Annotated in this window: 17 protein-coding genes; 8 read left to right on the top strand and 9 right to left on the bottom strand. The window is 73.3% G+C overall.

The genetic code is table 11. From position 1 onward, the window contains the following. Positions 1-93 precede the first annotated feature (93 nt). Positions 94-2556 (bottom strand): SpoIIE family protein phosphatase, encoded by a 2463-nt coding sequence (locus BG482_RS29780; RefSeq protein WP_069772276.1) that lies wholly within the window; start codon positions 2554-2556, stop codon positions 94-96. A 136-nt stretch (positions 2557-2692) separates the two neighbouring features. Between BG482_RS29780 and BG482_RS29775 the strand changes: the two genes are divergently transcribed. Further along, a complete protein-coding gene (locus BG482_RS29775) occupies positions 2693-4765 on the top strand; it encodes a SpoIIE family protein phosphatase (protein WP_079142318.1) in 2073 nt (690 codons plus the stop codon). Positions 4766-4784: 19 nt separating this feature from the next. On the opposite strand, the gene BG482_RS29770 is transcribed toward BG482_RS29775, so the two are convergent. Then, positions 4785-5426 (bottom strand): TetR/AcrR family transcriptional regulator, encoded by a 642-nt coding sequence (locus BG482_RS29770; protein ID WP_069772275.1) that lies wholly within the window; start codon positions 5424-5426, stop codon positions 4785-4787. A 34-nt stretch (positions 5427-5460) separates the two neighbouring features. Next, positions 5461-7521 carry a discoidin domain-containing protein gene (locus BG482_RS29765; RefSeq protein WP_069772274.1) on the bottom strand — a complete coding sequence of 687 codons (2061 nt, stop codon included), beginning with the start codon at positions 7519-7521 and terminating at the stop codon, positions 5461-5463. 341 nt (positions 7522-7862) lie between these two features. Between BG482_RS29765 and BG482_RS29760 the strand changes: the two genes are divergently transcribed. After that, positions 7863-8804, top strand: coding sequence for a DUF1731 domain-containing protein (locus BG482_RS29760; protein ID WP_069772273.1), 942 nt, complete (start codon positions 7863-7865; stop codon positions 8802-8804). Between the two features lie 169 nt (positions 8805-8973). Here BG482_RS29760 and BG482_RS29755 read toward each other — a convergent pair whose 3' ends face one another. The 6 genes from BG482_RS29755 to BG482_RS29730 form a co-directional block, all read right to left on the bottom strand. After that, a complete protein-coding gene (locus BG482_RS29755; RefSeq protein WP_069772272.1) occupies positions 8974-9690 on the bottom strand; it encodes an alpha/beta fold hydrolase in 717 nt (238 codons plus the stop codon). A gap of 21 nt (positions 9691-9711) precedes the next feature. Further along, complete coding sequence (locus BG482_RS29750; protein WP_069772271.1) at positions 9712-10680, bottom strand: alpha/beta hydrolase; 969 nt, start codon at positions 10678-10680, stop codon at positions 9712-9714. A gap of 512 nt (positions 10681-11192) precedes the next feature. After that, positions 11193-12236 (bottom strand): helix-turn-helix domain-containing protein, encoded by a 1044-nt coding sequence (locus BG482_RS29745; protein WP_069772270.1) that lies wholly within the window; start codon positions 12234-12236, stop codon positions 11193-11195. Positions 12237-12329: 93 nt separating this feature from the next. After that, positions 12330-14921, bottom strand: a complete 2592-nt coding sequence (locus BG482_RS45460) for an AfsR/SARP family transcriptional regulator (protein ID WP_256096511.1) — start codon at positions 14919-14921, stop codon at positions 12330-12332. A gap of 25 nt (positions 14922-14946) precedes the next feature. Beyond that, positions 14947-17925 (bottom strand): BTAD domain-containing putative transcriptional regulator, encoded by a 2979-nt coding sequence (locus BG482_RS29735; protein WP_069772269.1) that lies wholly within the window; start codon positions 17923-17925, stop codon positions 14947-14949. A 195-nt stretch (positions 17926-18120) separates the two neighbouring features. Further along, a complete protein-coding gene (locus tag BG482_RS29730) occupies positions 18121-18414 on the bottom strand; it encodes a DUF6355 family natural product biosynthesis protein (protein WP_069772268.1) in 294 nt (97 codons plus the stop codon). Positions 18415-19006: 592 nt separating this feature from the next. On the opposite strand from BG482_RS29730, the gene BG482_RS46240 reads away from it, so the two are divergent. The 6 genes from BG482_RS46240 (at position 19007) to BG482_RS29705 (ending at position 24974) form a co-directional block, all read left to right on the top strand. Then, positions 19007-20017: a hypothetical protein gene (locus BG482_RS46240; RefSeq protein WP_370745911.1), complete on the top strand. Its 1011-nt coding sequence runs from the start codon at positions 19007-19009 to the stop codon at positions 20015-20017. A gap of 43 nt (positions 20018-20060) precedes the next feature. Then, positions 20061-21629, top strand: a complete 1569-nt coding sequence (locus BG482_RS29715; RefSeq protein ID WP_069772265.1) for a hypothetical protein — start codon at positions 20061-20063, stop codon at positions 21627-21629. A 144-nt stretch (positions 21630-21773) separates the two neighbouring features. Further along, on the top strand, positions 21774-23147 hold the full coding sequence (dacB, locus tag BG482_RS29710) for a D-alanyl-D-alanine carboxypeptidase/D-alanyl-D-alanine-endopeptidase (RefSeq protein ID WP_069772264.1): 1374 nt from the start codon (positions 21774-21776) through the stop codon (positions 23145-23147). A gap of 233 nt (positions 23148-23380) precedes the next feature. Continuing rightward, a partial coding sequence (locus tag BG482_RS42920; protein ID WP_176741496.1) for a D-alanyl-D-alanine carboxypeptidase occupies positions 23381-23597 on the top strand: 217 nt, incomplete at its 5' end. A 324-nt stretch (positions 23598-23921) separates the two neighbouring features. After that, the coding region (locus BG482_RS42910) for a D-alanyl-D-alanine carboxypeptidase (protein WP_176741495.1) at positions 23922-24097 on the top strand (176 nt) is incomplete at its 5' end. 175 nt (positions 24098-24272) lie between these two features. Further along, positions 24273-24974, top strand: a complete 702-nt coding sequence (locus BG482_RS29705) for a response regulator transcription factor (protein ID WP_069772263.1) — start codon at positions 24273-24275, stop codon at positions 24972-24974. Positions 24975-25021: the final 47 nt, after the last annotated feature.

Genomic DNA, 25021 nt, shown 5'->3' with positions numbered 1-25021 from the left:
GAGGCCTCCGTCACCGGTTTCGGCCTCTCCCCCGGGCACGGCAAACTCCTCGCGCCGGTGCCCGGCCCCGGTCCCGGCCGCGGTCCCGGTGGCTCAGGGGATCTCCTGCTCGGCCCAGATGATCTTTCCGTCGGCCGTGTACCGGGCTCCCCACCGATGGGCCAGCTGGGCCACCAGGAAGAGTCCGCGGCCCCCCTCGTCGGTGATCCGGGCGTGTCGCAGCCGGGGAGCCGTGCTGCTGGCGTCGGCGACCTCGCAGGTCAGACGCGCGTCGCAGAGCAGGCGCAGACGGATCGGCGAGGCGGCGTAGCGGACCGCGTTGGTCACCAGCTCGCTCACGATGAGTTCGGACGTCATGGCCAGGTCGCCCAGCCCCCAGGCCTCCACCTGCCGGGTCGCGCGGGCCCGGACGTCGGCGACGGCGGCCGGGTCGGCGGGCACCTCCCAGGAGACGACGCGGTCGGGGTCCAGGGCGTGCGTGCGGGCCAGCAGCAGGGCGATGTCGTCGGACTGGGGCGCGGGCACCAGTTTGCGCACCGCGGACGTGCACAGGTCGTCCAGGTCGGCGTGGGGTCCGGCGAGCGCCTCGCCGAGCCGGGTCATGCCGTCTTCCATGTCCTGGTCGGCGCCGCCGATCAGGCCGTCGGTGTAGAGGCCGATCAGACTGTTCTCGGCGAGCTCGATCTCGGTGGCCTCGAACGCCATGCCGCCGAGCCCCAGGGGCGGCCCGGCGGGCGGCTCGGGGTAGGACACGCGACCGTCGGGGGCGACGACGACGGGGGGCGGGTGCCCGGCCCGGGCCATCGTGCACCGCCGGGTGACCGGGTCGTAGACGGCGTACAGACAGGTCGCCCCGAGGAAGCCCGTCGAACCCTGCGGGGCGGCGGTGTCGTCGGTGCGCTCCGCGCTCAGCCGCAGGACCAGGTCGTCGAGGTGGGCCAGCAGCTCGTCCGGGGGCATCTCCATGTCGGCGAGGGTCTGCACCGCGGTGCGCAGCCGCCCCATGCTGGCCGCGGCGGCGATGCCGTGCCCCACCACGTCGCCGACGACGAGACCCACGCGGGCCCCGGACAGCGGGATCACGTCGAACCAGTCGCCGCCCACCCCGTCCGTGGGGTCGGCCGGGAGGTACGAGGAGGCCACCTCCAGCGCCGTGCCGCCGGCCAGGGCGTGCGGGAGCAGACTGCGCTGCAGGGTGACGGCCGCCGTGTGCTCCCTGGTGTACCGGCGGGCGTTGTCGACGCACAGCGCCGCTCGCGCCACCAGCTCACGGGCCAGCAGCACGTCGTCGGGCTGGAACGAGACGGGATTGAGCGACCGGACGAACGTGGCGAGGCCCAGGGCGGTGTTGCGGGCCCGCAACGGCACGGAGATCAGGGAGTGCAGTCCGAACGCGTCGATGTTCGCCGCTCTCTCGGGCTGTTCGGCGGTCCACAGCTCGTCGGACCCGTCCAGCACCGGGATGAGGATCGGCTCGCCGTCGATGAGGAGGTTCGCGCCGTGCGGCGGAGGGACGAAGTCCACGTTGTCCCCGACCTGTGCGACGGCCTCCGGGCAGCCCTCGCGCACCGACTTCATCCCGGCCCGGCGCATCACCGGCCGGTCGGGGGGTGGTCCGGCATCGGTCAGCCAGGTGCCGTGCCCTTCCGTGCTGAGGACGGGCTCCAGGAGGTCGACGATGACGAAGTCCGCGAAGCGCGGGACGCAGAAGTCGGCGAGCTCCTGCGCCGTGCGCATCACGTCCAGCGTGGTGCCGACGCGGGTCCCCGCCTCGTTGACCAGCGACAGCAGCTGACGGGCGGTCCATCGTTCGGTGACGTCCTGGACCATGTAGCAGACCCCGGTGACGCTGCCGTCGGCGCCCTCCAGCGGAAAGAACGACGTGGAGTAGGCGCGCCGGCGGTGGGGGTCCGCCCAACTCCACCCGAGGTACTCGTAGTCGGTGACCGGGGTCCCGGTCTCCAGGACCGTGCGCATGAGCTTCTCCAGGGCGGCCGCCTGCAGGCCGGGCAGCAGCTCGCTCAGCCGGCGCCCCAGCCGCTGTTCGCGGGGCACGCCGCCGAGGCGTTCCAGGGTGTCGTTCAGCCACACGTACCGCAGCTCCAGGTCCATCACCGCCATCCCGACCGGGGAGCGGGTCAGGAACCCGTCGAGGACCGACTGGCCGACCGCCCATCGGCGGCTCCGTTCGCGCGCCGAGACCAGGAAGCACTCCGCCCCGCCTACCCGGAAGGACGCGGACACCCGCAGGTCGGCGTCGAGTGCGCGGCCGTCACCGTGCCGCAGGGAGACGACGCCGCTCCACCCCATGCCGGCCCGGCACCGCTCCGCGACGGCGGCCACCCGGGCCGGGTCGCGGGGCATCGCCACGAGCTCCGCGGCGGAGTGGCCGACGACGTCCGACGCCACCCGGCCGAGGAGCGCCTCGGCCTGCCGCGTCCAGCCGATCACGACCCCGTTCTCGGAGACGATCGCCGCCCCGTCGGTGGACGCGTCCAGGAGATCGCCTGGACCTGCGGGCGTCGGGACCTCGGAAGCTTCTCGCGCAGAATCCATGGGTGCCGTCCTCCACACGACCATGGTCCTGCTAGTCCGCCCGATGCGCACGGCGCCGGGCGGGCCCGGGCCGGGCCCGCCCGGCTTCCGCACGCGCCGTGCGGGAGGCAGCATGGAAGGGCTGGAGGAGGATCCGATGACATCCGACCCCGTTCGCTCCGACGGCGACGTGTACCGTCCCCGGACGCCCCCGCCCACCGGACTGCTCGACGTGCTGAGCGTCTCCGCGATGGTCGTCGACGCCGACGGGCGCATCGTGTTCTGGACGCCGCAGGCGGAGGAGCTCATCGGCTACACCGCCGAGGAGGCGCTGGGAAAGTACGCGGCGCGGCTGTTCATCCACCCCGAGCACCTCAAGGCCGTGGCGAAGCTGTTCGCGGAGGTGCTGGAGACCGGCCGGAGCTGGGCCGGCGCCTTCCCCATCCGGCACAAGGACGGCAGCACCCGCCTGATGGAGTTCCGCAACATGCGGCTGCAGGACGATCTCGGGGACGTCTACGCGCTGGGCATCGCGGCCGACCACACCCTGCTGCAGCGCGTGGAGACCGACCTGGCCCTGTGCGAGCGGCTGATCAACCAGTCCCCGATCGGCCTGGCCCTGCTCGACCCCGATCTGCGCTACCTCCTCGTGAACCCGGCTCTCGCGACGATCGACGGCGTCCCCGCCGAGGACCACGTCGGCCGGCTCCTCAGGGACACCCTGTTGCTGCCCGACGTCGAAACCATCGAGTCCGCGCTGCGTCAGGTGCTCACCACCGGCACCCCGCTGCTCGACCAGTACCACGTGGGCCGTCCGCCGACCGACCCCGACCATGAGCACGCCTGGTCCCTGTCGTTCTACCGGCTGGAGGATCCCGGCGGCCGGGTGCTGGGCGCGGCCGCCTCGGTGGTCGACGTCACCGAACGGCACCGTGCGGCCGCCGAGGCCGACCGGGCCCGCCGCCGCCTGGCCCTCATCGCGGAGGCCTCCACGCGGGTCGGCACCACGCTGGAGGTGGAGCGGACCGCTCACGAGCTGGCCGAGATCGCCGTTCCCCAGCTCGCCGACGTGGTCGCCGTGGACGTCCTCGACTCCGCCCTGGCGTGCCGTCGGGCGCGCCGGCCGGACAACGGCCCGGAACTGTTCCGCGCGCTCGCCCTCAAGGCGGGCCATCCCACGGTGGCGCTGCGCGCCGCCGACGCTCCGGGCGATCTCGCGGCCTACGACGGGGACCGGCTGGTCACCCTGTGTGTGCACACCGGCCGCCCGGTCCTGGTGCGGCATGTCGGCGAGCGCGACCTGCCCCGGATCGCCCGGGACGCGGAGGCCGGCGCGCTGCTGGCGCGGGCCGGCGTCCACTCGTATCTCGCGGTGCCGTTGATCGCGCACGGCGAGGTGCTCGGCGCCTTCGACCTCAAACGCACGCGCAATCCGCTGCCGTTCGACGAGGACGACGTCATCCTGGCCGCCGAGCTGGCCGGCCGGGCCGCGGTGGCCATCGACAACGCGCGTTGGTTCCAGAGCGTGCGCAACACCGCGCTCACCCTCCAGCGCAGTCTGCTGCCCGACCACGCGCCCCGGCACACCGGTCTGGAACTGGCCTCCCGCTACCAGCCGGCCCAGGCCACCAGCGAGGTCGGCGGCGACTGGTACGACGTCATCCCGCTGAACGACGACAAGACGGCGCTGGTCGTCGGGGACGTGATGGGCAACGGCATCGACGCGGCCGCCACCATGGGCCGGCTGCGGACGGCCACCTGCGCCTACGCGGACCTGGATCTGGAGCCCGCCGCCGTGCTCCAGCACCTGGACAAGATCACCTGCGATCTGGAGCACTACATCGTCACGTGTCTGTACGCCGTGTTCGACCCCCGGGCCGGGCGGTGCCTGGTGGCCAACGCCGGGCACATGCCGCCCGCGCTGGCCCATCCCGGCGGGCGGCCCGGGCTGCTCGAACTGCCCTCCGGGGCGCCGCTCGGCGTCGGCGGTGTGCCCTTCGAGGCGACCACGATCGACCTCTCCCCCGGCGATCTGCTGGTCCTCTACACGGACGGCCTCGTCGAGACCCGTCACCATTCCATCGACGACCGGCTGGAGGTCCTGCTGAGCTTCCTGGACGAGCCGGACCGTCCGCTCGAGGAGATCTGCGACCTCCTGCTGTACGGCCTGCGCCACCCCGAGGACCACGACGACGTCGCCCTGCTCGTGGCCCGGGCCACGGCTCCCTGAGGGAAAGAGAGCCGGCCCCTCACCGGGGGGCCGGGTCCGGCGGCGGCTCCGGTGCGGTGTCCGGCCCGTCGGCCATGACGAGGGAGGCGATGTGGGCGGTGACCGTGTCCAGGACGCCGGCCCAGGCCGCCTCGTCGCCGAGCACGAGGTAGTTGAGGGTCAGACCGTCGGTCATCGCCGCCAGGTAGCGGGCGAGGACGGTGACGGGAACCCGCAGTCGGAGTTCCATGCCGGCGCGGAGCTGTTCGATGAGGTCGGTGTAGGCCTCGCCGTACATCAGGTGCTGACGGCGCGCCAGGTGCTCGAACCCCGGCTGGCGCAGGGCGTACTGGGTGAGTTCGTAGGTCAGCATGTGTTCGTCGGGGTGGGCGCGGACGTGGTCCCAGTACGCCTGGAAGCCGGCCCGGACGGTGTCCTCCAGGGTCGCCCTGGGCCGCAGCGCCTCCTTGACCACCGTCACGTAGTGGTCGGTGATGGTGGTGATGACGGACTCCACCAGTGCCTGCTTCGAGTCGAAGCAGTAGTGGAAGACGCTGAGGGACACGCCTGCCTCCGCGGCGATCGCCCGGGTCGTCGTCTTGGCGACGCCGTCCCGGGCCATGGCCCTGATCGCCGCTTCGGTCAGCTGCCGGCGCCGTTCGGCCGACGGCATCCGTGCCATGAGCGTGTCCTTCGCTTCCGTCCCCCGGCGGCCGTCAGCTGCTGTAGACGCCCACCTCCTGGAGCGAGTATCCCCAGTCTGTGCCGCGGCTCAGTCCGTGCACCCGGACGTAGCGGGCCGGTGTGCCGGTGAAGTAGGCCGTGTCCAGGCCGCCGTCGCCCGACGAGGTGGACCAGACGCTCTGCCAGTTCGTCCCGTCGGTGGAGAGCTCGATGCGGTACGCCTTGCCGTACGCGCGCTCCCAGTCGAGGGTGACGCGCTTGACGAGGCCGGTGGCGCCCAGGTCGATGCTCAGCCACTGGTCGTCGCTCCAGTCGCTGGCCCAGCGGGTGGCCGTGTCGCCGTCGACGGCCCGCCCGGGCTGGTAGCTGGTGAACGGGTTGGACTCCGACGAACTGGCCGTCGCCGCGGCCCCCTTGGCGAGGTTCGTCCCCGCCTGGTGCCGCTCGGAGGCGCCCCAGGTGTCGAGGTAGGACTCGGCGCCCCGGAGGAGGTCCTTCACCACGTCCTGGCCGCCGACGCGCCGGATGTCCTCGATCCAGTCGGGGATCATGCCGACGTGGGCGGCGCCGTCGGTGTTGAAGTCGAAGGTGCGCGAGCCGGTGGTCAGCCGGTCGATCACGGAGCCGCCGTCGGCGCTCGTGAACGGGTACGTCACCTTGTCGGGGGCGTCGGCGCCGCGCGGGGCCGGGTGGTCGCCGATGCCGTTGAAGTCGGTGCCGTAGCCGTAGCCCACGCCGTACTTGTCACGCAGCGCCTTGGTGCGCCGGGCCTCCGCGACGAACCCCTGCGAGCCGTGCATGTACTGGGCGACGAAGCCGCCGAGGGCGTAGACCCGCTCGGTCCAGTCGAGGTCCATCCAGCTGTGCGAGGAGATGACGCCGGGGTAGTCGGCGGCCTGGAGGATGTCGAGCACCCGGCCGACGGCCTTGACGCTCATGTGGTCGATCTCGAGCATCATCTTGCGTTTCATCATGCCGCGCGCCGCGTACTCGCCGAGCGCGGTGAGGCCGCGGGTGTTGCACTGCGCGTTCGCGTCGTAGGACGGCACCCGGGTGCCGGCGGGCAGGTCCGCCTCCGCCTTGGAGGCGGCGGTGCCGATGGGGTTGTCGTGCTGCGGGCCGGTGCACTTCTCGGTCTGCCAGAAGGTGCCCGTGGACAGGAACTGGCCGACGTTGATGGCCGTGCCGAGACCGCCCTCGTCGAAGCGGACGCCGCACAACGCGTTGTCGAACTTGTGGCAGAGGAACATGCTGCGCACGCCCAGCGCGTACAGCTCGTCCAGTCCCTTGTCGATGTCGGACTTGCTGCACTGCGCGATGTCGAGGATCTGCTTGCAGCCGAACGGCTCGGAGGTCTCGACGCCCAGGACGACGGCCAGCTTGCCCTGCTTGATGACGTCACGGGCCTGCGCGCTGTCGAGGACGATGCGGAACCAGCCCTTTCCGGCGCCGCCGTACTGCTTGTCGACGTAGGCCTGCAGGTCGTAGGCCAGCTTGGCCTGCAGCCGGATCGAGGTCATCTCGTCACAACTGCGGTCCTTGAAGGGGTAGACGGAGCAGATCATGCCGTTGGTGACGAGGTCGTTGACGAGCACCCGCTGTCCACCGCGCCAGGCCCGCTCGACCCAGGCGTAGTAGTTCGCCTGGTGGGTCATGGAGTCGTAGGCCGGCCAGTCCTTGAACGTCGGCCAGCCGACCGGGTCGTGCTTTCCGTCGCCGCCGTGGGTGATGTAGTCGAAGATCGCGAGGGTGCCGTCGGGGTAGTGCTCGGGACAGTCCTTGAGCGCGTCGGCGATGCCGGCCTCGGAGAAGACCTTGCCGCAGATCAGCCGCCCGCCGAAGGCCTCGTTGGAGAACAGGTGGTTGTGGGCGTCGACGAACCCGCGCACGTCCCCCGCGGAGTCGGTCCCGGTGAACGGTTCGCCGGTGACGCCGATCTGCGAGTCGGGGTTCGGCCTGGCCGTCGGCGTCCACCAGTCCGAGCCGGCCGCCGAGCTGGGCGTGGGGCCGAGGACCGCCGCGAGCACGAGGAGGAGGAGCGAGACGACGGTGGCGTCTCGGCGTCTGCGGTACGGGCGTCCGGTCACGGTCACGGCCCACGTCCTTCGGTCGGGGTGCAGGCGCGGTCGACGGGGGCGTTCCGCCCGCCCCTTCGGTTGTCATGACCGGCGCAAGATAGTGGGACGAGGATCGCGACAGACTCCGCACCGAGTCAAGAGTCCGGGACGCTTGACCTGATAACTGCGGGGCCGCCCGCAAACCCCCACGTCCACCCGCCGGTTGAGCGGCGGGCCCGCCGCGAGCGCGGCCGGGGGCAGTTCCCGCCCCCGGGGGACCGCACTGGAGGCGCACCCTGCGCGAGCGCCGCCCTCGACAGTTTTGAACACGTTCAAATAGGGGGTAGGGTCCTCCGTAACAGGGAGGGGGCCTACCCGTGAAGTTCGTGCTACCCGGTGGGACCGGACAGGTGGGGACCGTTCTGCGCCGTGCGCTGACCGCGGCCGGACACGAGGTCGCGGTGCTGAGCAGACGGCCCGCGAGCCGCGGCGAGATCGCGTGGGACGGCAGGACGCCCGGGCCGTGGACCGAGGCGGTCGACGGCAGCGACGTCGTCGTCAACCTGGCCGGCCGCAGCGTCAGTTGCCGCTACACGCCGGCCAATCTCAAGGCGATGATGGACTCGCGGGTGGACTCGGCGCGGGTCGTGGGAGAGGCGATCGGCGCGTCCGCACGGCCGCCGAAGGTCTGGCTGCAGATGAGCACCGCCACCGTCTACGCGCACCGGTTCGACGCCCCCAACGACGAGGCCACCGGCGTGATCGGCGGCGCGGAGCCCGGCGTCCCGGCCTACTGGGGCTACAGCGTCGACATCGCCCGCGCCTGGGAGGGGGAACAGGAGAGGGCCGACACCCCTCGCACCCGCAAGGTGGCCCTGCGGTCCGCGATGGTGATGAGCCCGGACCGGGGCGGGGTGTTCGACGTCCTGCTGCGGCTGGCCCGGCTCGGACTCGGCGGCCCGGTCGCGGGCGGCGCGCAGTACGTCTCCTGGATCCACGACCACGACTTCGTCCGCGCGGTCGAGTTCCTCGTGGCCCGGGACGACCTCGACGGACCGGTGAACCTCGCCGCCCCGTCGCCCCTCCCGCAGCGGGCTTTCATGCGCGCGCTGCGGGACGCGTGGGGCGTCCCGGCAGGGCTGTCCGCGACGAGGTGGATGGCCGAGCTCGGCGCGTTCGCCCTGCGCTCGGACACCGAGTTGCTCCTCAAGAGCCGGCGTGTCGTCCCGGGCCGGCTGCTCGACGCCGGCTTCGCCTTCGACCGCCCCGAGTGGCCGCAGGCCGCCGCCGACCTCGTACGGCGCGTGCGCGCACGCTGACGGCGGGCGGGGCGGGACCGGGTGACGCCGGGCGCGGCCCCGTCCGAGGACGACGGGACCGCGCACGGCGCAAACGGGCCGCACGGCTGCCGGTGACCCGGCGGCCCGGCCGGTCGGGGCCGCGCGGACGTGCACGGGGGTCACGTCCGCGCGGCCGTTCCGCGGCGCGTCAGCTCGTCGCGCGCACGGCGTCCAGGATCAGGTCGGCGACCGCCTTCGGCTGGGACACGGCCACCGCGTGAGAGGCGCCGTCGAGCTCGACGACCGTCGCCCCGGCGCGCTTGGCGCCGAAGCGCTCCACCTCGGGATTGATGGCCTCGTCGGCACCGGCGACCAGTGCCCAGGAGGGCTTGGTCTTCCAGGCGGCCGCGGCGGCGGTCTCCTCGAACGCGGCGGCGGCCAGCGGGCGCTGCGCCGCGGCGAGGATCTTCGTGACGCCCGCGGGCACGTCGGCGGCGAACACCGAGGGGAAGGCGTCCTCGGCGATGGTGACCTCGACGGCCGGGTCGCCGCCCGGCACCGGGTACGTCCACTCCTTGAGGTTGCCGACCAGCGGCGAGAGCGGGAAGCGGCCCTGCAGCTCGCCGAGGCTCTCGCCCTCCTCCAGCACGTAGGCGGCGACGTAGACGAGGCCGACGACGTTCTCCGTGACGCCGGCCACGGTGATGAGGGCACCGCCGTAGGAGTGGCCGACGAGGATCACCGGGCCGTCGATCTGCGCGGCGACCGAGGCGACGTAGGCGGCGTCGGAGGCGAGGCCGCGCAGCGGGTTCGGCGGGGCGATCACGGGGACGCCCTGGCCCTGCAGCTCGGCGATGACGCCGGACCAGCCGGCCGCGTCCGCGAACGCGCCGTGGATCAGGACGACGGTGGGGGTGGTGGTCATGGGTGTGTCCTCTCCTGAGGGTCAGGCGTGCAGGGCGTCGCGCAGGGTGCCGACGGCCAGGGTGATGGCCGCCTCTGCGGCGTAGGTCGGGCGCAGCGCGTTCAGCATCACGAAGTCGTGGATGATGCCCTGGAAGCGCACCGCGGTGACCGGGACGCCGGCCGCGCGCAGCTTGTTCGCGTACGCCTCGCCCTCGTCGCGCAGCACGTCGGCCTCACCGGTGATGACCAGCGCCGGCGGCAGGTCCCCGAGCTGCTCGGCGGTGGCGCGCAGCGGGGAGGCGGTGATCTGGGCGCGCTCGGCCTCGTCGGTCGTGTACTGGTCCCAGAACCACTGCATGCCGTCGCGGCGCAGGAAGTAGCCCTCCGCGAACTGGCGGTAGGAGCCGGTGTCGAAGCTCGCGTCGGTCACCGGGTAGAACAGCACCTGCTGGACCAGCGGGACGCCGCCGCGTTCCTTGGCCATCAGGGTGAGGGCGGCGGCCATGTTGCCGCCGACGGAGTCGCCGGCCACGGCCAGCCGACCGCCGTCGAGGCCCTTGGAAGCGCCCTGCTCGACGATCCACCGGGCGACCGTGAAGTTCTGCTCGATGGCGACCGGGTAGCGCGCCTCGGGCGAGAGGTCGTACTCGGGGAAGACGACCGCGGCTTCGGCGCCCACGGCGAGTTCGCACACCAGCCGGTCGTGGGTGTGGGCGTTGCCGAACACCCAGCCCGCGCCGTGGATGTACAGGATCACCGGCAGGACGCCCTCGGCGCCGGCCGGCTTGACGATCCGGGCGCGGACGCTGCCCGTGGGACCCCCGGAGACGGTGATCCACTCCTCGTCGACCTCGGGCTTGTGGACCTCGCCGGACTGGACCTCGTCGACGGCCTTGCGTCCCTCCGCCGGAGGCAGGTCGAAGAGGTACGGCGGGTTGGCGGTCGCCTCGGCGAACGCCGCGGCCTCGGGTTCGAGCACCGGCGTGACCGGCTCGACGACGTCGGACATGGCATCTCCTGCTGTTCTCGGTGTGCGCTGTCGTGCACCGCCACGCTAAATCTGCACCGCCACCGCATTTTGTCCACCCGTGCACGGTCGGTGTTCCGACAGCGCACAGATTCCGATCACATGAGATCGGCGGGTATCAGACGAGATCACGCGAAGATCACGGAGCGCGCCGCAGAACACGACTGTTTCCGTTCCGGCCATCAGGTCGACGGAACATCGTCATCCCTCGGCATGCCGTCTGGAGTGCGCGGACTGCCCGGCGGGCCCGGGAAAACCACGATTCTCGACGACGCCGGGAAACAAGCGGCCGGTGATTTCGATCGCATCACGCGGCCGCGTCCAAAAATCGCCGGTCCGCAGCGCGATCCGAAAACTCCGCACGCGCCGCACAAGCCGCACGGTCCGCACGGAGAAAGGGGCGGAAATCACGGAGTTCCGCTGCCGGGGAGCGCTGCGGAAAACACGGGACAGCGGCGGCCGGTGGCGGCGGACTGCAGACGCCGGGCGGCGGCTCAGCGCGGCACGGGACGCGTGGCGCGCCCCGCGGCGTCCCGCCATTCGCGCGGGGACATGCCGTAGGCGGACCGGAAGACCCTGCTGAAGTGCGTGGCGTTCGGGAACCCCCACCGGCCGGCCACCGCCGCGATGGTCCGGCTTCCCCGCCCCTGCCGCATCAGGTCGCGCCGGCACTCCTCCAGACGGCGGCGCAGGATCCAGCGTCCGACGGTGGCGCCCTCGTCCTTGAACAGCTTGTGCAGATAGCGCACGGAGATGTGGTGGGCACGGGCGATGCCCTCCGGGCACAGGTCCGGCTCCGTCAGATGCAGTTCGACGTACTCCAGGATCCGCGCCAGTACCGGCGGCTGCGCGCCCGGGACCTCCGGCGTCCCCGGAGAGTCCGTGCCCAGGCGCTCGGCGGCGAGCGTCGACAGCAGGTTCACGGCGTTCCAGGCGAGCATCTCCCCGACCGGCGGCCGGGCCTCGGCCGCCGCCCTGGCGAGGTCCGACAGCAGCGGCGACAGCAGGGCGCCGAGCCGGGACGTGCGGGCGACGGGCGTCCGGACGATCCTGCGCACGTCGGGCTCCGTCAGGTCCAGCAGCTCGACCGGGACGAGGAACGCCGTCACCCGGAACGGCTCGCGGAACGCGAGGACGGGGGCGCGACGGACGTCGTAGAAGCAGACGTCTCCGGGCGCCAGCCACAGGCCGCCGGACACGCCGGACACGGCGACGCGGGTGGAACCGTTGGGTCCGGCGCCTTCCGCGCATACGGCGCGTTCGGCGGACTCTGCGGGTTCCGCGGGTTCTGCGGCTTCAGCCGGCTTCGGGGCGCGAACGGCGGGTCGGCCGCCGGTTCCGACTCCGCGCAGACCGACGAAGAGGAACTCGCCGCCCTCGCGGGCGAGCAGCCGGTGCGCCGCGTGAGACGAGGCCTCGCCGGGCAGCCGGGCGGGCGAGGCCTCGTCCCGCACGATGTCGACGCCGAGGGCCGTCCGGCTCGCGCGCCCGTCGAAGGCGCCGGGACTGTCACAAATGCTGGAACTGGTGGTGGGCATCTTCCGCCGTTGCCTCCGGGGGACCGTCGCTCATGTCGTCCGGACCGTAGGTCGGAGGGTGTGCAAAAAGAGTGACAACGAAGTGAAAGCGCTTCATGCACCGCCGGGCAGGCCCCCCGCACCGCCGCGTTCCGAGGCGAAGGCCCGCACGAGCTCATGGACGGCATAGCGGCCCGGCGCGTGCTCGGTGAGGAAGTGGGCGTCGGCGAGGACCGCGAGGAGCAGCCCGGCGCGGCGCGTCGGCAGCCCGGCGAGCGTCGCGACAGCCGCCGGGGTGAGCTCGGCCCCGCCGTGTCGCGGCAACACGCGCAACACCCGTGCGGCGTCCGGCTCCAGCCGCCGGTAGGAGTCCAGGAAGGCCGCGCGGACCACGGGCAGTGCGTCCAACGTGTTGTGGGACTCGCGCAGTTCGTCGGCGAGCGCGGCGAGCGGGAAGTCACGGCGGCCGGCGGCGCGCGTGGCGACGGCGGCCAGCGCCAGGGGGAGCCGCCCGCACCGGGCGACGATCTCGTCGACGGCCGCGGGTTCGGCGGCCGTCCGCTCCGCGCCGATCCGCGCGACGAGCGACCCGCGGGCGTCCTCGGCGGAGGGCGGCGCCAGGGACAGCGCCCGCGCCCCGGACACGACCAGCCCCGGCAGGGCCCGACGGCTGGTGACCAGCGCCAGACAGCCCGGTGCGGCCGGGAGCAGTGCACGCACCTGCTCGGTGTCGGCGGCGTCGTCCAGGACCACGAGGACGCGTCGGCCCCCGAGCAGCGTGCGGTACAGGCCGGCCAGGGCGTCCACGCCGTCCGGCAGACCCGACGGGGGAACGCCGAGCGCCGCGAGCAGCGCGCGCAGCGCGTCGGCGGGCTCCACCGGGGGCCGAGCCCGATCGAAGCCGCGCAACGGGACGTAGAGCTGCCCGTCCGGGAAGCGGGCGGCGGCCCCGTGCGCCCACCGCAGGACGAGGGCGCTCTTGCCGACGCCGGCCATGCCGCCGACCGACACGACGGCCGCGCCGGAGCCGACGACTTCGTCCAGCCACTCCGACTCGGCCGCTCGGCCGACGAACGAGGTGAGCGCCGGGGGCAACTGGGCGGGCCGCACCCAGCTCGCCGGCCCCACGGCACGGACGCCACCGCCGCCCTCCACACCGCCGGCCGCGCCGAACTCGGCGACCGCGGGGCGGTGGACGGCGGGGCGGCGGACGGCGGGGCGGGCGGGAGCGGGGACCGAGGGGCGGGCGTCGGTGTGAGCGACGACAGCGGCGGCGGGCGGGCGGGGGCCGAGGGGAACGGGGGGCGCGAGAGGAGCGGTGGACGCAGTGGGAGCGGCCGAGGCGGGACGAGGACGCGTGGGAAGCGGGTGGACGCGGTCGGGGTGGGTGAGATGAGGGTGGGTCAGGTGGGGGTGGGCCAGGTGGGGGTGGGCGAAGTCGGGGTGGGTGAGGTCGGAGTCGGCGCGTCGGGCGGGCGTGGCTCGGGGGTCGGCCCTCTCCGGCACGACGACTCCCCGCTCGTCGCTCCCCGACCGGAAGAGGCAGCCCGAGTCGACGGGTCGCAGGGCGCAAGCCCCGGAAGCCGCGGGGCGCGAGGCGGCGAGTCCCGGAGCTCCGGCCTCGCGGACGGCGGAGCCGCCGGCAAGATCGGTTCCGCGCTCTGCGGCCCCGGTCACGTCCACGGGAACGGTGATCATGTCATCGACACCGTCTCCGGACCCGGGCTCGGCAACGTCGCCTCCCGGTTCCGGTGCGGCTCGTCCGCCCGGGTCGGCCCGCACCTCGCCGTCAACGTCAAAGTCAACGTCAACGTCACCGGGGTCTCCGTCCTGTTCGGGTGCGGCGGTCGTTCCCGCACCGGCGGGCACGAGGTCTCGGCGCATTTCCACGATCTCGGCCGGCCGGCCCAGGCTCACCGTGGGGCCGGACCGCAGTCGGCCCACCTCCTGGCGCAGCACCCGGGTGTGCGCCGCCGTCAGCTCGGGGCCGGGGGCGACGTTCAGGTCGCGGGCGAGGCGCCTGCGGACGTCGTCGTAGGCTCCCAGCGCCTCCGCCTGCAGGCCGCAGGCGGCCAGGGCCAGCACGAGCCGGGCGTGCAGCGGTTCGTCGAGCGGGTCGTGTGCGGCGGCACGGCGAAGGGCGGGCAGCACCTGCTCGGCGCGACCGCACAGCAGGGCCGCGTCCGCCGCCAGCCGTGTGGCGTCCAGGAGTTCCCGTCGCAGCGCCGTGAACTGGACGTGGGCGCGCACCGACTCGGGGATCCCCATGGCCACCGGCCCACGCCACTCCCCCAGTGCCAGGACGAGATGCCGGGCCGCCGCCTCGGCGCGTCCGGTGGCCGCCGCCCGCTTGCCACGCCGGGTCAGATCGCGGAAGCGCAGCAGATCGACCTCGTCGGTGTCCGCCTCCAGCAGGTAGCCGCCGGTGCGCCGCAGCAGACGCCTGCCGGGGGCGCGGGGCGCCAGTCCCGGTTCCAGCAGACGCCGCAGCGCGCCGGCGTAGCGCCGCACCACGTTCGGCGCGCTGACGGGCGGCCGCTCGCCCCACAGCACGTCGAGGATCTCGCCGGGCGGCACGGGCCGGCCCGCGTGCGCCAGGAGCAGCGCGAGCAGGGCGCGCTGCTGGGGGAACCCGGGGTCCAGCTCTCGTTCGCCCCGCCACACCCGTACGGGCCCCAGCAGCTGGAACCGTGTCGGCTCGTTCATGTCCCCGGTCTGCCGGGACGCGGCGTCAGCCGGCACCGGCCTGGCCGTCCCGGGCGGTCAGCAGGGCCTCGACCCGCTCGGCGTCGGGGTGGCCGAGGCCGCGCAGAAGGATGAGCGCCTGCTCCCAGGCGACGCGCGCGCCCTCGTGATCGCCGGTGGCGACGTGGGTCTCGCCGACCCTGACGAGGATGTCCGCCTCCAGGTAGGGCACGCCCAGGTCGCGCAGCAGGACGAGGGCGTTGCGATAGCCGAGGAGGGCGTGCGGATGACGGCCGAGGCGGTGGTGGGCGTAGGCGATGCTGTCCCAGGTGGCGGCCTGACCGTAGCGGTCGCCGAGTTCCTGGAGCATGGCGAGCGCCTCGAAGCAGTGCTCCAGGGCCTCTCGGTACTGGCCGAGCAGGGCGTGGTACCAGCCGACCGAGTTCAGGACGGCGGCCTGCGCGGCGCGGTCGCCGCGGGCCCGGAACAGGTCGAGGGCGAGCTGGTTGTGGCGCAGGGCGCCGGGCAGGTCCCCGCGTTGCTCGCACTGCCAGCCGAGGCTGCGGTGGGTGTGGGCACGGCCGGCGTCGTCGCCCAGTTCGGTGAAGAGGGACAGGGCCTGCTGCAGGCGGGGGACGGACCGACTGTGCAGTCCGAGACGGCCTTCCACCCGGGCGAGTCCCCGCAGGCCCCGGGCCTCCAGCACGGGGTCGGCGAGGCGTCGGGCGGCGTCGAGCGCGGTCCGCTGCACGGCCAGTCCGTCGTGCCAGTGCCCGCGCCGGTCGAAGAACGGCTCCAGGGACCAGGCCAGTTGGCAGGCGAGACGTTCCTGCGCGGGGTGCCCGGACGCGGCGGCCGCTTCGACGACGGCGAGCAGCACCGCGTGTTCGGCGGTGAGCCAGGCCAGGGCCCGGTCGTCGTCGCCGAGCGGATCGGGATGCGCGCCTTCGGGTGCGGGCGGTGGGGGCAGCGGGTCGGCGTTGGGGGCGAGGAGCCGGTCGGCGGCGTGGGCGGTGTGCAGGTAGTGGTGGTAGAGCCGGTCGAGCGCCGCCCGCCGGTCGCCTCCGGTGTGCTGGTCGTGGACGAGTTCACGGGCGTGGGCGCGCAGCAGGTCGTGGAAGGCGTAGCGGGCGGGCGTGGGTTCGGCGACGAGATGCAGAGCGGTCAGTTCGGCCAGCAGCGGCCGGGTCCGGCGGACGGTCAGGCCTGCCAGCGCGGCGGCGGCCGGGAGCGTGAAGTCGGGGCCGGGGTGCAGCGCGAGCAGCCGGAACAGCCGGGCCGCCTCGGCGGAGACCGCGCGGGAGGACCAGGAGAAGACCGTGCCGACGTCCACGGTGGCGTCGCCGCGGGCGAAGGCGTCGAGGCTGCCGTGGGCCTCGCGCAGTTCGGCGGCTACGGCGGACAGCGAGAAGCGGGGGTGGACGGCGGCGCGGGCGGCGACGCAGGCCAGGGCGAGGGGCAGTCCGGCGCACAGTCGGCTGATCTCGTCGGCCGCCTCCGGTTCGGCCGCCACCCGCGCGTCTCCCAGCCGGCGGACCAGGAAGTCCCGCGCCTGGCCGGCGTCGAAGGGGTGCAGGGTCAGGGAGTGCGCGCCGTGAGCGGCGACGAGCCCCGACAGTTCGTCGCGGCTGGTGACGATGGCGAGACAGCCGGACGACGCGGGCAGCAGGGGCTCCACCTGGTCGGCGTCGCGCGCGTTGTCGAGCACGACGAGGACCTTCCGCCCGGCGAGCACGCTGCGGTAGAGGGCGCTCTGTGCGTCCACTCCGTGCGGGACGCGGTCGGGCGGCACGCCGAGCGCCTCCAGGAACCCCCGGACCGCCTCGCCGGGTTCCATGACGGCGCCGGACGGGTCGAAGCCGCGCAGGTTGACGTAGAGCCGGCCGTCCGGGAAGCGGTCGGCGACCCGGTGCGCCCAGTGCACGGCGAGGGAGGTCTTCCCGACGCCCGCCATGCCGCCGATGGCGCTGATCACCACGGTCCCGGGCCGGGACGCGCCCGCGTGCGTCCTGCCCGCGGGCGGCGCTGCGTGCGACGGTCCGGCGGGCGACGCCCCTGCGCCGCCCGGACGGTCCTGGTGCCCGAACGTGTCGAGCAGCCCGAGGATCTCGTCGACTTCCGCCCACCGTCCGGTGAACGCCGGGATGTCATGCGGTAGTTGGGAGGGAACGGCGAGGACGTGCGGAGATGCCGCGGGGTCGTCCGGAAGGACGGCGGGGCCCCGCGCGTCCTGCTCGCCCTGCGGGACGGCCGACGCCGGGGAGGGCTCGCGCAGGACGACGTCGCGTGCCTCGCGGAGTTCGGCCCCGGGATCGATCCCCAGCTCCTCGGCCAGCCGCGCCCGTACGGACTCGTACGCCGTCAGCGCCTCCGACCGGCGCCCCGCGGCCCCCAGCGCGAGGACCAGATCGGCCTGCAGGGGTTCGTCCAGCGGATGCCGGGCGGCGGCCTGCCGCAGTTCGGACAGGACGGTCTCCGGCGTCCCGGCACGCGACGCGGCGTCGGCCGCCTCCCGCACCGCGGCCAGCCGCTCACGGTCCACCGCGGCGAAGACCGCGTGCGCGCGGACCCGCTCGGGGATGCCCGCGGCGACCGGGCCCTGCCACAACGTCAGCGCTTCGGTGAGGAGTTCCAGCGCCTCCTCGGGCGCCCGCCGGGAGAGCCGGCTCGCCTCCTCGCGCAGCGCGCGGAACCTCAGCAGATCCGAGGAGTCACCGTCCGTCACCAACCGGTATCCGCCCGCGTCCCGCACCAGCCAGCGGCCCTCCGCGCGGGCGGCGAGGCCGGGCTCCAGCATCCGGCGCAGCGAACCGACGTGACGCCGGACGACGTTGACCGCGCTGCGCGGCGGATCGGCTCCCCAGAGGACCTCGACGATCTCGCTCACGGCGATCGGCTGTCCCGCCCCGACCAGCAGCAGGGCCACGAACGCGCGCTCCTGCGGCCCCGCGAGGCGCAGTACGGCGTCCCCCCGGCGCACCCGTACGTCCCCCAGGACCGCGAACCGCACCGGCTCCAGCGGCACGTCGCCCCTCCCCTTCGGTTCGTCCTCCCCGCCCTCGACCCTACGCCAGAGGGAGGACTACCCAGAGTTACGGGCGAGAGGTTCCCACTGTTCAGCGCCGTGCCGGGGAGCGCCCGTGCGCACCCCGCGCCGTACGGCGGCTCGGGGTCCGGGACGGCTTCGTCCCGGACCCCCAGCGGTTCGGACCCGCGGGCGTCAGCAGAGGCGGCCGGTGTAGTGGGCGCCCTGGATCCGGGCCGCGGAACCCAGCCATGTCCTGCCCGGTCCGACGCACCATTCGAAGTCGGGCGCGCGGGCCACCTCGACCTTGATGACCACCCGTGAGCCGTCGGACGTGCAGTGGTTGTAGAAGGCGTCGGATCCGGTCTCGTAGAAGCCGCAGGGATTCGCGGCCGCGGGGCTCACGGTGGCGGCGGTCACCGCGCCCAGGGAGGCGAACACGAGAGCGGCGGAACCGATGGTGCCGAGCACCGTACGACGAACACGCACAGCAGAACTCCTTGCCGGATGGGGATCGGCCGGGCCCGGGAACCGGAACGGCCCAGGTCCGCCGATCGCGGGATGCCTGCACCAGGATCGCCGCGGGCCTGCCGAGTTGACCGGACGTCACGCCCCCTTCACCCCGCGAAAGGTTTCTCCGCTACGCCGTCGGGGTGATCCTTTTCGCTGCGGGAGTCGACGGCCCGACGCCTGGGCAGGGCGGCCGGGTTCACCCGGCTGACCGCCCTGAGTGGTGGCGGGCCGCGGCCTGACTGACGGTGGATCACGTCAGACCGGGTCAGGTGAGCTGACGTGGTGTCGGCTGCCCGGTCGTGACGGAAGGACCATCAGATGCGTTCTGCTCGCATGATCCTGGCCACCGCGGCCGCGTCGGCCGCTCTCGCGGTGGGCGCCCCCGGCGCCCACGCGGCCGACGGGGGCCGGGACCACGACGGCTCGTCCTACAGCAAGGAGGACCACGCCCCGGCCGGCAAGGGCGACGGCGCCTGGGCCGGCAAGCACGACAAGGAGGACCACGACGCACCCCACGGCGNGAGCTGACGTGGTGTCGGCTGCCCGGTCGTGACGGAAGGACCATCAGATGCGTTCTGCTCGCATGATCCTGGCCACCGCGGCCGCGTCGGCCGCTCTCGCGGTGGGCGCCCCCGGCGCCCACGCGGCCGACGGGGGCCGGGACCACGACGGCTCGTCCTACAGCAAGGAGGACCACGCCCCGGCCGGCAAGGGCGACGGCGCCTGGGCCGGCAAGCACGACAAGGAGGACCACGACGCACCCCACGGCGGGATGCACACCGGCGGCGGCGCGCTGACCGCCCTGAACCAGGGCGGCGACCGCGACGGCTCCGCCGCCAAGGACCCCCGCTTCGACCCCGACACCTACAAGGACCAGGACTGGCAGAAGGAGCAGGACGGCGCCGGCGACCACGACCGCCAGGACTCCTCCGCCGGCCAGGACGACCACTCCTGGGACGGCGCCCACCAGAAGGACGCCGACGGCTGGAAGGGCGAGCACGACAAGCCCAACGGCGGCATGCACACCGGCGGCGGCGCCCTCGCCGGCCCCTCCCTCACCGCCGGCGGACTCGGCATCCTCGCCGTCGCCGGCACCGGCCTCTACGCCCTGCGCCGCAAGAAGACCGGACTGGCAGAAGGAGCAGGACGGCGCCGGCGACCACGACCGCCAGGACTCCTCCGCCGGCCAGGACGACCACTCCTGGGACGGCGCCCACCAGAAGGACGCCGACGGCTGGAAGGGCGAGCACGACAAGCCCAACGGCGGCATGCACACCGGCGGCGGCGCCCTCGCCGGCCCCTCCCTCACCGCCGGCGGACTCGGCATCCTCGCCGTCGCCGGCACCGGCCTCTACGCCCTGCGCCGCAAGAAGACGGCGGGGGGTGTGGCCTGACCATGCCTGACGCGATAGCGGCCGCGGCCGTCACGCACCTCCGCGTGGCGGCCCGGCCGGCTTTCCGCCCGCCCGGCCTCCCGCCCGGTCGCCCGGCCCGCTCCGTGCGCCGGCCGTTTCCGGCACGGGTCGCCGGGCGGGACCCGCCGCCCCTGTCGGCGCACCCCTGTGCACCCGTACACTGACAAATCGTAGATGTGCGCGCGCAGTTGACCGGGGGGAGCCGCCATGTCGGGGGACCAGTACGACAGATACGACTACACCGTCCAGGCACCGCCCATGCCGACGGCGCCGCCGCCGGCCCCGGCGGACGGAGTACGGGCCGTCGCGGTGGCCGTGCTCAACCTCAGCGGACTGGGCCTGGGCTACGCGCTGGTGCGCCGGTGGGCCCTGACGGCGCTGTGCCTGATCGCCACCGCCGCCCTGCTCTTCGTGGCGCTGCCGGCCGACCCGGACGGCGTCCCGGCCCCCGCGCTCGTCCTGTACGTCGCGTTCCTCGCGGCGGCGGCGGCGCACGGCGCGCGCGTCGGCCTGCGCACCCCGCTCTCGGGGCTCGGCCGCGCACCGCTCGCGCTCGGACTCGGACTGCTCCTGCTCGTGGCGCCGGCCGGCGGCGTCGTGCTGTACGACCGTGCGCGGGACGAGGCGACGCAGCAGATGCTCCTCGACCGGCTCGACGAGGCCGACCGTCTGGTGGAGGCCGCGGCCGGGAAGCCGTTCGACACGGCGCGGTCCGACTACGACAGGGCCCTGTCGGCCTACTCCGCCCTACGGGCGGACCACCCGGGCTCCCGCGCGGCGGAGCGGGTGCCGTCACGGATGAAGACCTTCTACACGACGGTCGGCGCACCTTTCGCGCACGGCGACTACTGCGCGGCGACCGCCCCTCTGAAGTACCTGCGCACGGTCCCCAAGAGCCTGCCGGGGACGGACCTCGGGGAGCTGAGGTCCTGGCCCGACGACCGGCTGGCCACCTCGCTGTACGAGTGCGCGTCGGCGGCGCTCACGGCCGGCGAGGCCACCTGGACGTCGCAGTTCGGGGAGCTGCTCACCGCTTTCCCCGACTCCGAGCAGGCCGGGAAGGTCGAGCCGGCCGTGGCCGCCGCAGTCGTCCGCACGGAGAAGGGACTGAGCGGGGCGGAGCCCTGCTCGGCGGTCGAGCGGCTGCGCACGCTGGGAACCCAGATCGACGGCTTGACGGGCGGCCCCGCGGGCGCCGGCGACGCCCTCGCCAAGGACTCCGGACGGGCCGCGGGAAGCGCCGACGCGGGTGCGTACACCTGCGGCGTGGACCAGTACCGGGACGGCGACTTCGACGCGGCGCAGAAGACCCTGACGGACTACGCCTCCGCCCACAAGACCGCCAAGAACACGCGCCTGGCGACGAAGATCGCGATAGCGGCGGAGATCGCGCAGACCGTGCCGGCCGCCGGCAAGACGCTGCCGACCACCCGCTCCGGCGGCAGCATCTCGGTGACGGTGCAGAACGACAGCCCCGACGAGATCACGGTCCTTTACACGGGCCCGGTCACCGGGAGTCTCGTCCTCAAGGCCTGCGGCGGCTGCAAGGGGTACTCACTCGGCAGCACACTGAACCCGAGTTTCAAGCCGTGCGGCGACAGCGGGAAGAACTATCCGCAGCGCACCATCAGCCTACCGGTCGGCACCACTTACTTCCTGCACAAGCCGATGGGCGACAGCCTCGCCACGCCCGCCTCGGACACGGCGGCACTGCAGTCGGGCTATGTCTACACCGAATGCGCGTACACCACGCAGCGCCTGGGATCGGGCCTGTGAACAAGGGGTGAAATAACGGGGAATTCCGGCCCCTGAAAAACCGTCAGCCTGCGAATGCGAGCTCGGTGGGGCGCGCATGACGGGTGATAAGGTGCGCCGGAATTCTCTTGTGCACGCCCCACACGAAAGCCTTGAGACAACGAAATGAACGACATAATGGCGGACGCCTCCCTCGATTCCTTCGTCCCGGGCGGCAGCCGCCGGCACCGCAGAGCCGGGCACAGCAGCGCCGGTCTGCGGCGGGCGATCGTGCTCGCGCTCGCCGTCCCCCTCACCTCGGCGGCCCTGGCCGCCCCCTCGGCGTTCGCCGCGGGCAAGGGCGTCGGGACGACGGCCAAGGACACCGCGCCGGGCCAGGGCCTCGACGCCGACGACCAGCAGATGGTCACGAACCTGGGGACCCGGGTGCTGGACCAGCGGCTGGGCGCGAACGTCAGCGGCGTGGTCCTCGACTCCGCGTCCGACCGGACCCTGTGGGACCACAACGGCGCGACCGCGCTGATGCCGGCGTCCAACACCAAGCTCGCCACCGCGACCGCCGCCCTGACCGTGCTGGGTCCGGACCACCGGTTCACCACGCAGGTCGTCTACGGCAACGGCACCCTGACCCTCGTCGGAGGCGGGGACCGGACGCTGACCGGCGCCGACCTCGCCGAGATGGCGAGCGCCGCGGTCGCGGGCCTCAAGGCGGCGGGGCTGACCTCGGTGAAGGTCGCCGTGGACGACAGTCTGTTCCCCGAGCCGACCCTGGCCAACGGGTGGAACACCGGCTACTACCCCGACTCCGTCGCCCCGGTGCGCGCGCTCGTCGTCGACGGCCGGCACGTCGAGGACACGTCGCTCGACGCGGGGCAGCTCTTCGCGCAGAAGCTCACCGCGGCCGGGGTCGGCGTCGACGGCGCGGTCACCCGCGCGACGGCGAGCACCGGCGACGTCCCCGTGGCACAGCACCGGTCGGCCGCACTGTCGGACATCGTCCACAAGATGATCAAGGTCAGCGACAACGACATCGCCGAGACCCTGCTGCGGGCGACCGCTCTGGCCGCGGGCCGTCCGGCCACCTTCGAGGGCGGCACGGAGGTCGTGCGCCAGGTGCTGAGCCTGCAGTACGGGGTGTCCCTCGACCACTTCGAGATCTACGACGGCAGCGGCCTCTCGCGGGCGAACCGCATTCCGGCCGCCACCCTGGCCGATATCCTCGAACTGCTGACGGAGCCCCGCTACGACCGCACGCTCGGCTCCATCCGTGACGGGCTGCCGGTGGCCGGCGAGGCGGGCAGCACCCTCGGCCCGGAGTGGGGCCGGTTCGACGACGCGAACTCCAAGTGCGCCGTCGGCAAGGTCCGCGCGAAGACCGGCACTCTCACCGGGGCCATCGCCCTGAGCGGTCTGACGCAGGGCAAGGACGGCAAGTGGAAGGTCTTCTCGTTCGTCGAGAACGGCTCCACGGCCGACCCGAACGCCATCAAGGACGCCATGGACGGCCTCGCGGCGACCGTCAACGGCTGCTGGGCGTAGCGAGCACACAGGACAGCGGCAGCACGTCGACGTGCATAACCCCACCCCGGTTGTGACCCATACCACAAGGGAACGATGCCGTTTCGATGGCTCCGAGGGCTACGCTGGCCATGCAGTGAACGAAACAGTTTCGTTCACAAGAGGCGTTCGCCCCCACCGCATGGAGAACGAAGCCATGGCCTCCGTACTCATCGTGAACGACCACTCCCTCCAACGCCTCGGCCTGCGCATGNCCGGTTCGACGACGCGAACTCCAAGTGCGCCGTCGGCAAGGTCCGCGCGAAGACCGGCACTCTCACCGGGGCCATCGCCCTGAGCGGTCTGACGCAGGGCAAGGACGGCAAGTGGAAGGTCTTCTCGTTCGTCGAGAACGGCTCCACGGCCGACCCGAACGCCATCAAGGACGCCATGGACGGCCTCGCGGCGACCGTCAACGGCTGCTGGGCGTAGCGAGCACACAGGACAGCGGCAGCACGTCGACGGGCCGGCTCAGACGGAGCCGGCCCGTCGACGTGCGCGGCCCCCGTCGACGTGCATAACCCCACCCCGGTTGTGACCCATACCACAAGGGAACGATGCCGTTTCGATGGCTCCGAGGGCTACGCTGGCCATGCAGTGAACGAAACAGTTTCGTTCACAAGAGGCGTTCGCCCCCACCGCATGGAGAACGAAGCCATGGCCTCCGTACTCATCGTGAACGACCACTCCCTCCAACGCCTCGGCCTGCGCATGCTGCTGGCCGCGGAGCCCGATCTGACCGTCGTGGGCGACACNTCCGCGCGAAGACCGGCACTCTCACCGGGGCCATCGCCCTGAGCGGTCTGACGCAGGGCAAGGACGGCAAGTGGAAGGTCTTCTCGTTCGTCGAGAACGGCTCCACGGCCGACCCGAACGCCATCAAGGACGCCATGGACGGCCTCGCGGCGACCGTCAACGGCTGCTGGGCGTAGCGAGCACACAGGACAGCGGCAGCACGTCGACGTGCATAACCCCACCCCGGTTGTGACCCATACCACAAGGGAACGATGCCGTTTCGATGGCTCCGAGGGCTACGCTGGCCATGCAGTGAACGAAACAGTTTCGTTCACAAGAGGCGTTCGCCCCCACCGCATGGAGAACGAAGCCATGGCCTCCGTACTCATCGTGAACGACCACTCCCTCCAACGCCTCGGCCTGCGCATGCTGCTGGCCGCGGAGCCCGATCTGACCGTCGTGGGCGACACCGCCGACGGAGCCGAGGCGGTCCGCCTGAGCGCCACGCTGCGGCCCGACGTCGTCCTGGTGGGCGGCCACGACCCCCGGCACGAGGACGTCGAGACCATCCGCCGCATCGCCCGGCCCTCGCACCTCACGGCGGTCGGCCGACCCGCCGCGGCGACGGCCGGCCCTCCGCCGCGGGTGCTGGTCCTGACCTCCACCCGCGACCAGGGGTACGCCTACGCGGCCCTGCGCGCGGGCGCCGGCGGATTCCTCCTGGAGGACGCCACCTCCGACGAACTCATCGCGGCCGTCCGGGTCGTGGCCGTCGGAGACGCCGCCATCACCCCCGAACTGACCCGCGCGCTCATCGACGCCGTCCGCCACGACCGCGCCCCCAGGCCCGGCGAGCGGGCGATCGGACCCGACGCCTTCACCCAGCGCGAGCGCGACGTCCTGGTGGCCGTCGCCTCCGGATGGTCCAACGCGGAGATCGCCGCACGCCTGTCCATCGCCCCGACCACCGTCAAGTCCCACGTCAGCCACATCCTGGCCAAGATCGGCGCCCGCGCGCGGGTCCAGGCGGTCGCCTTCGCCTACGAGTACGGCCTGGTGCACCCGGCGGCCTGAGCGACGCGCCCTGCCACGGCCCCGCGCCCGCACTGGGGAACGGGGCC

The organism is Streptomyces sp. LUP30, assembly GCF_001746365.1.
GTDB lineage: Bacteria > Actinomycetota > Actinomycetes > Streptomycetales > Streptomycetaceae > Streptomyces.
This window is presented reverse-complemented; position numbering and strand designations above follow the sequence as displayed.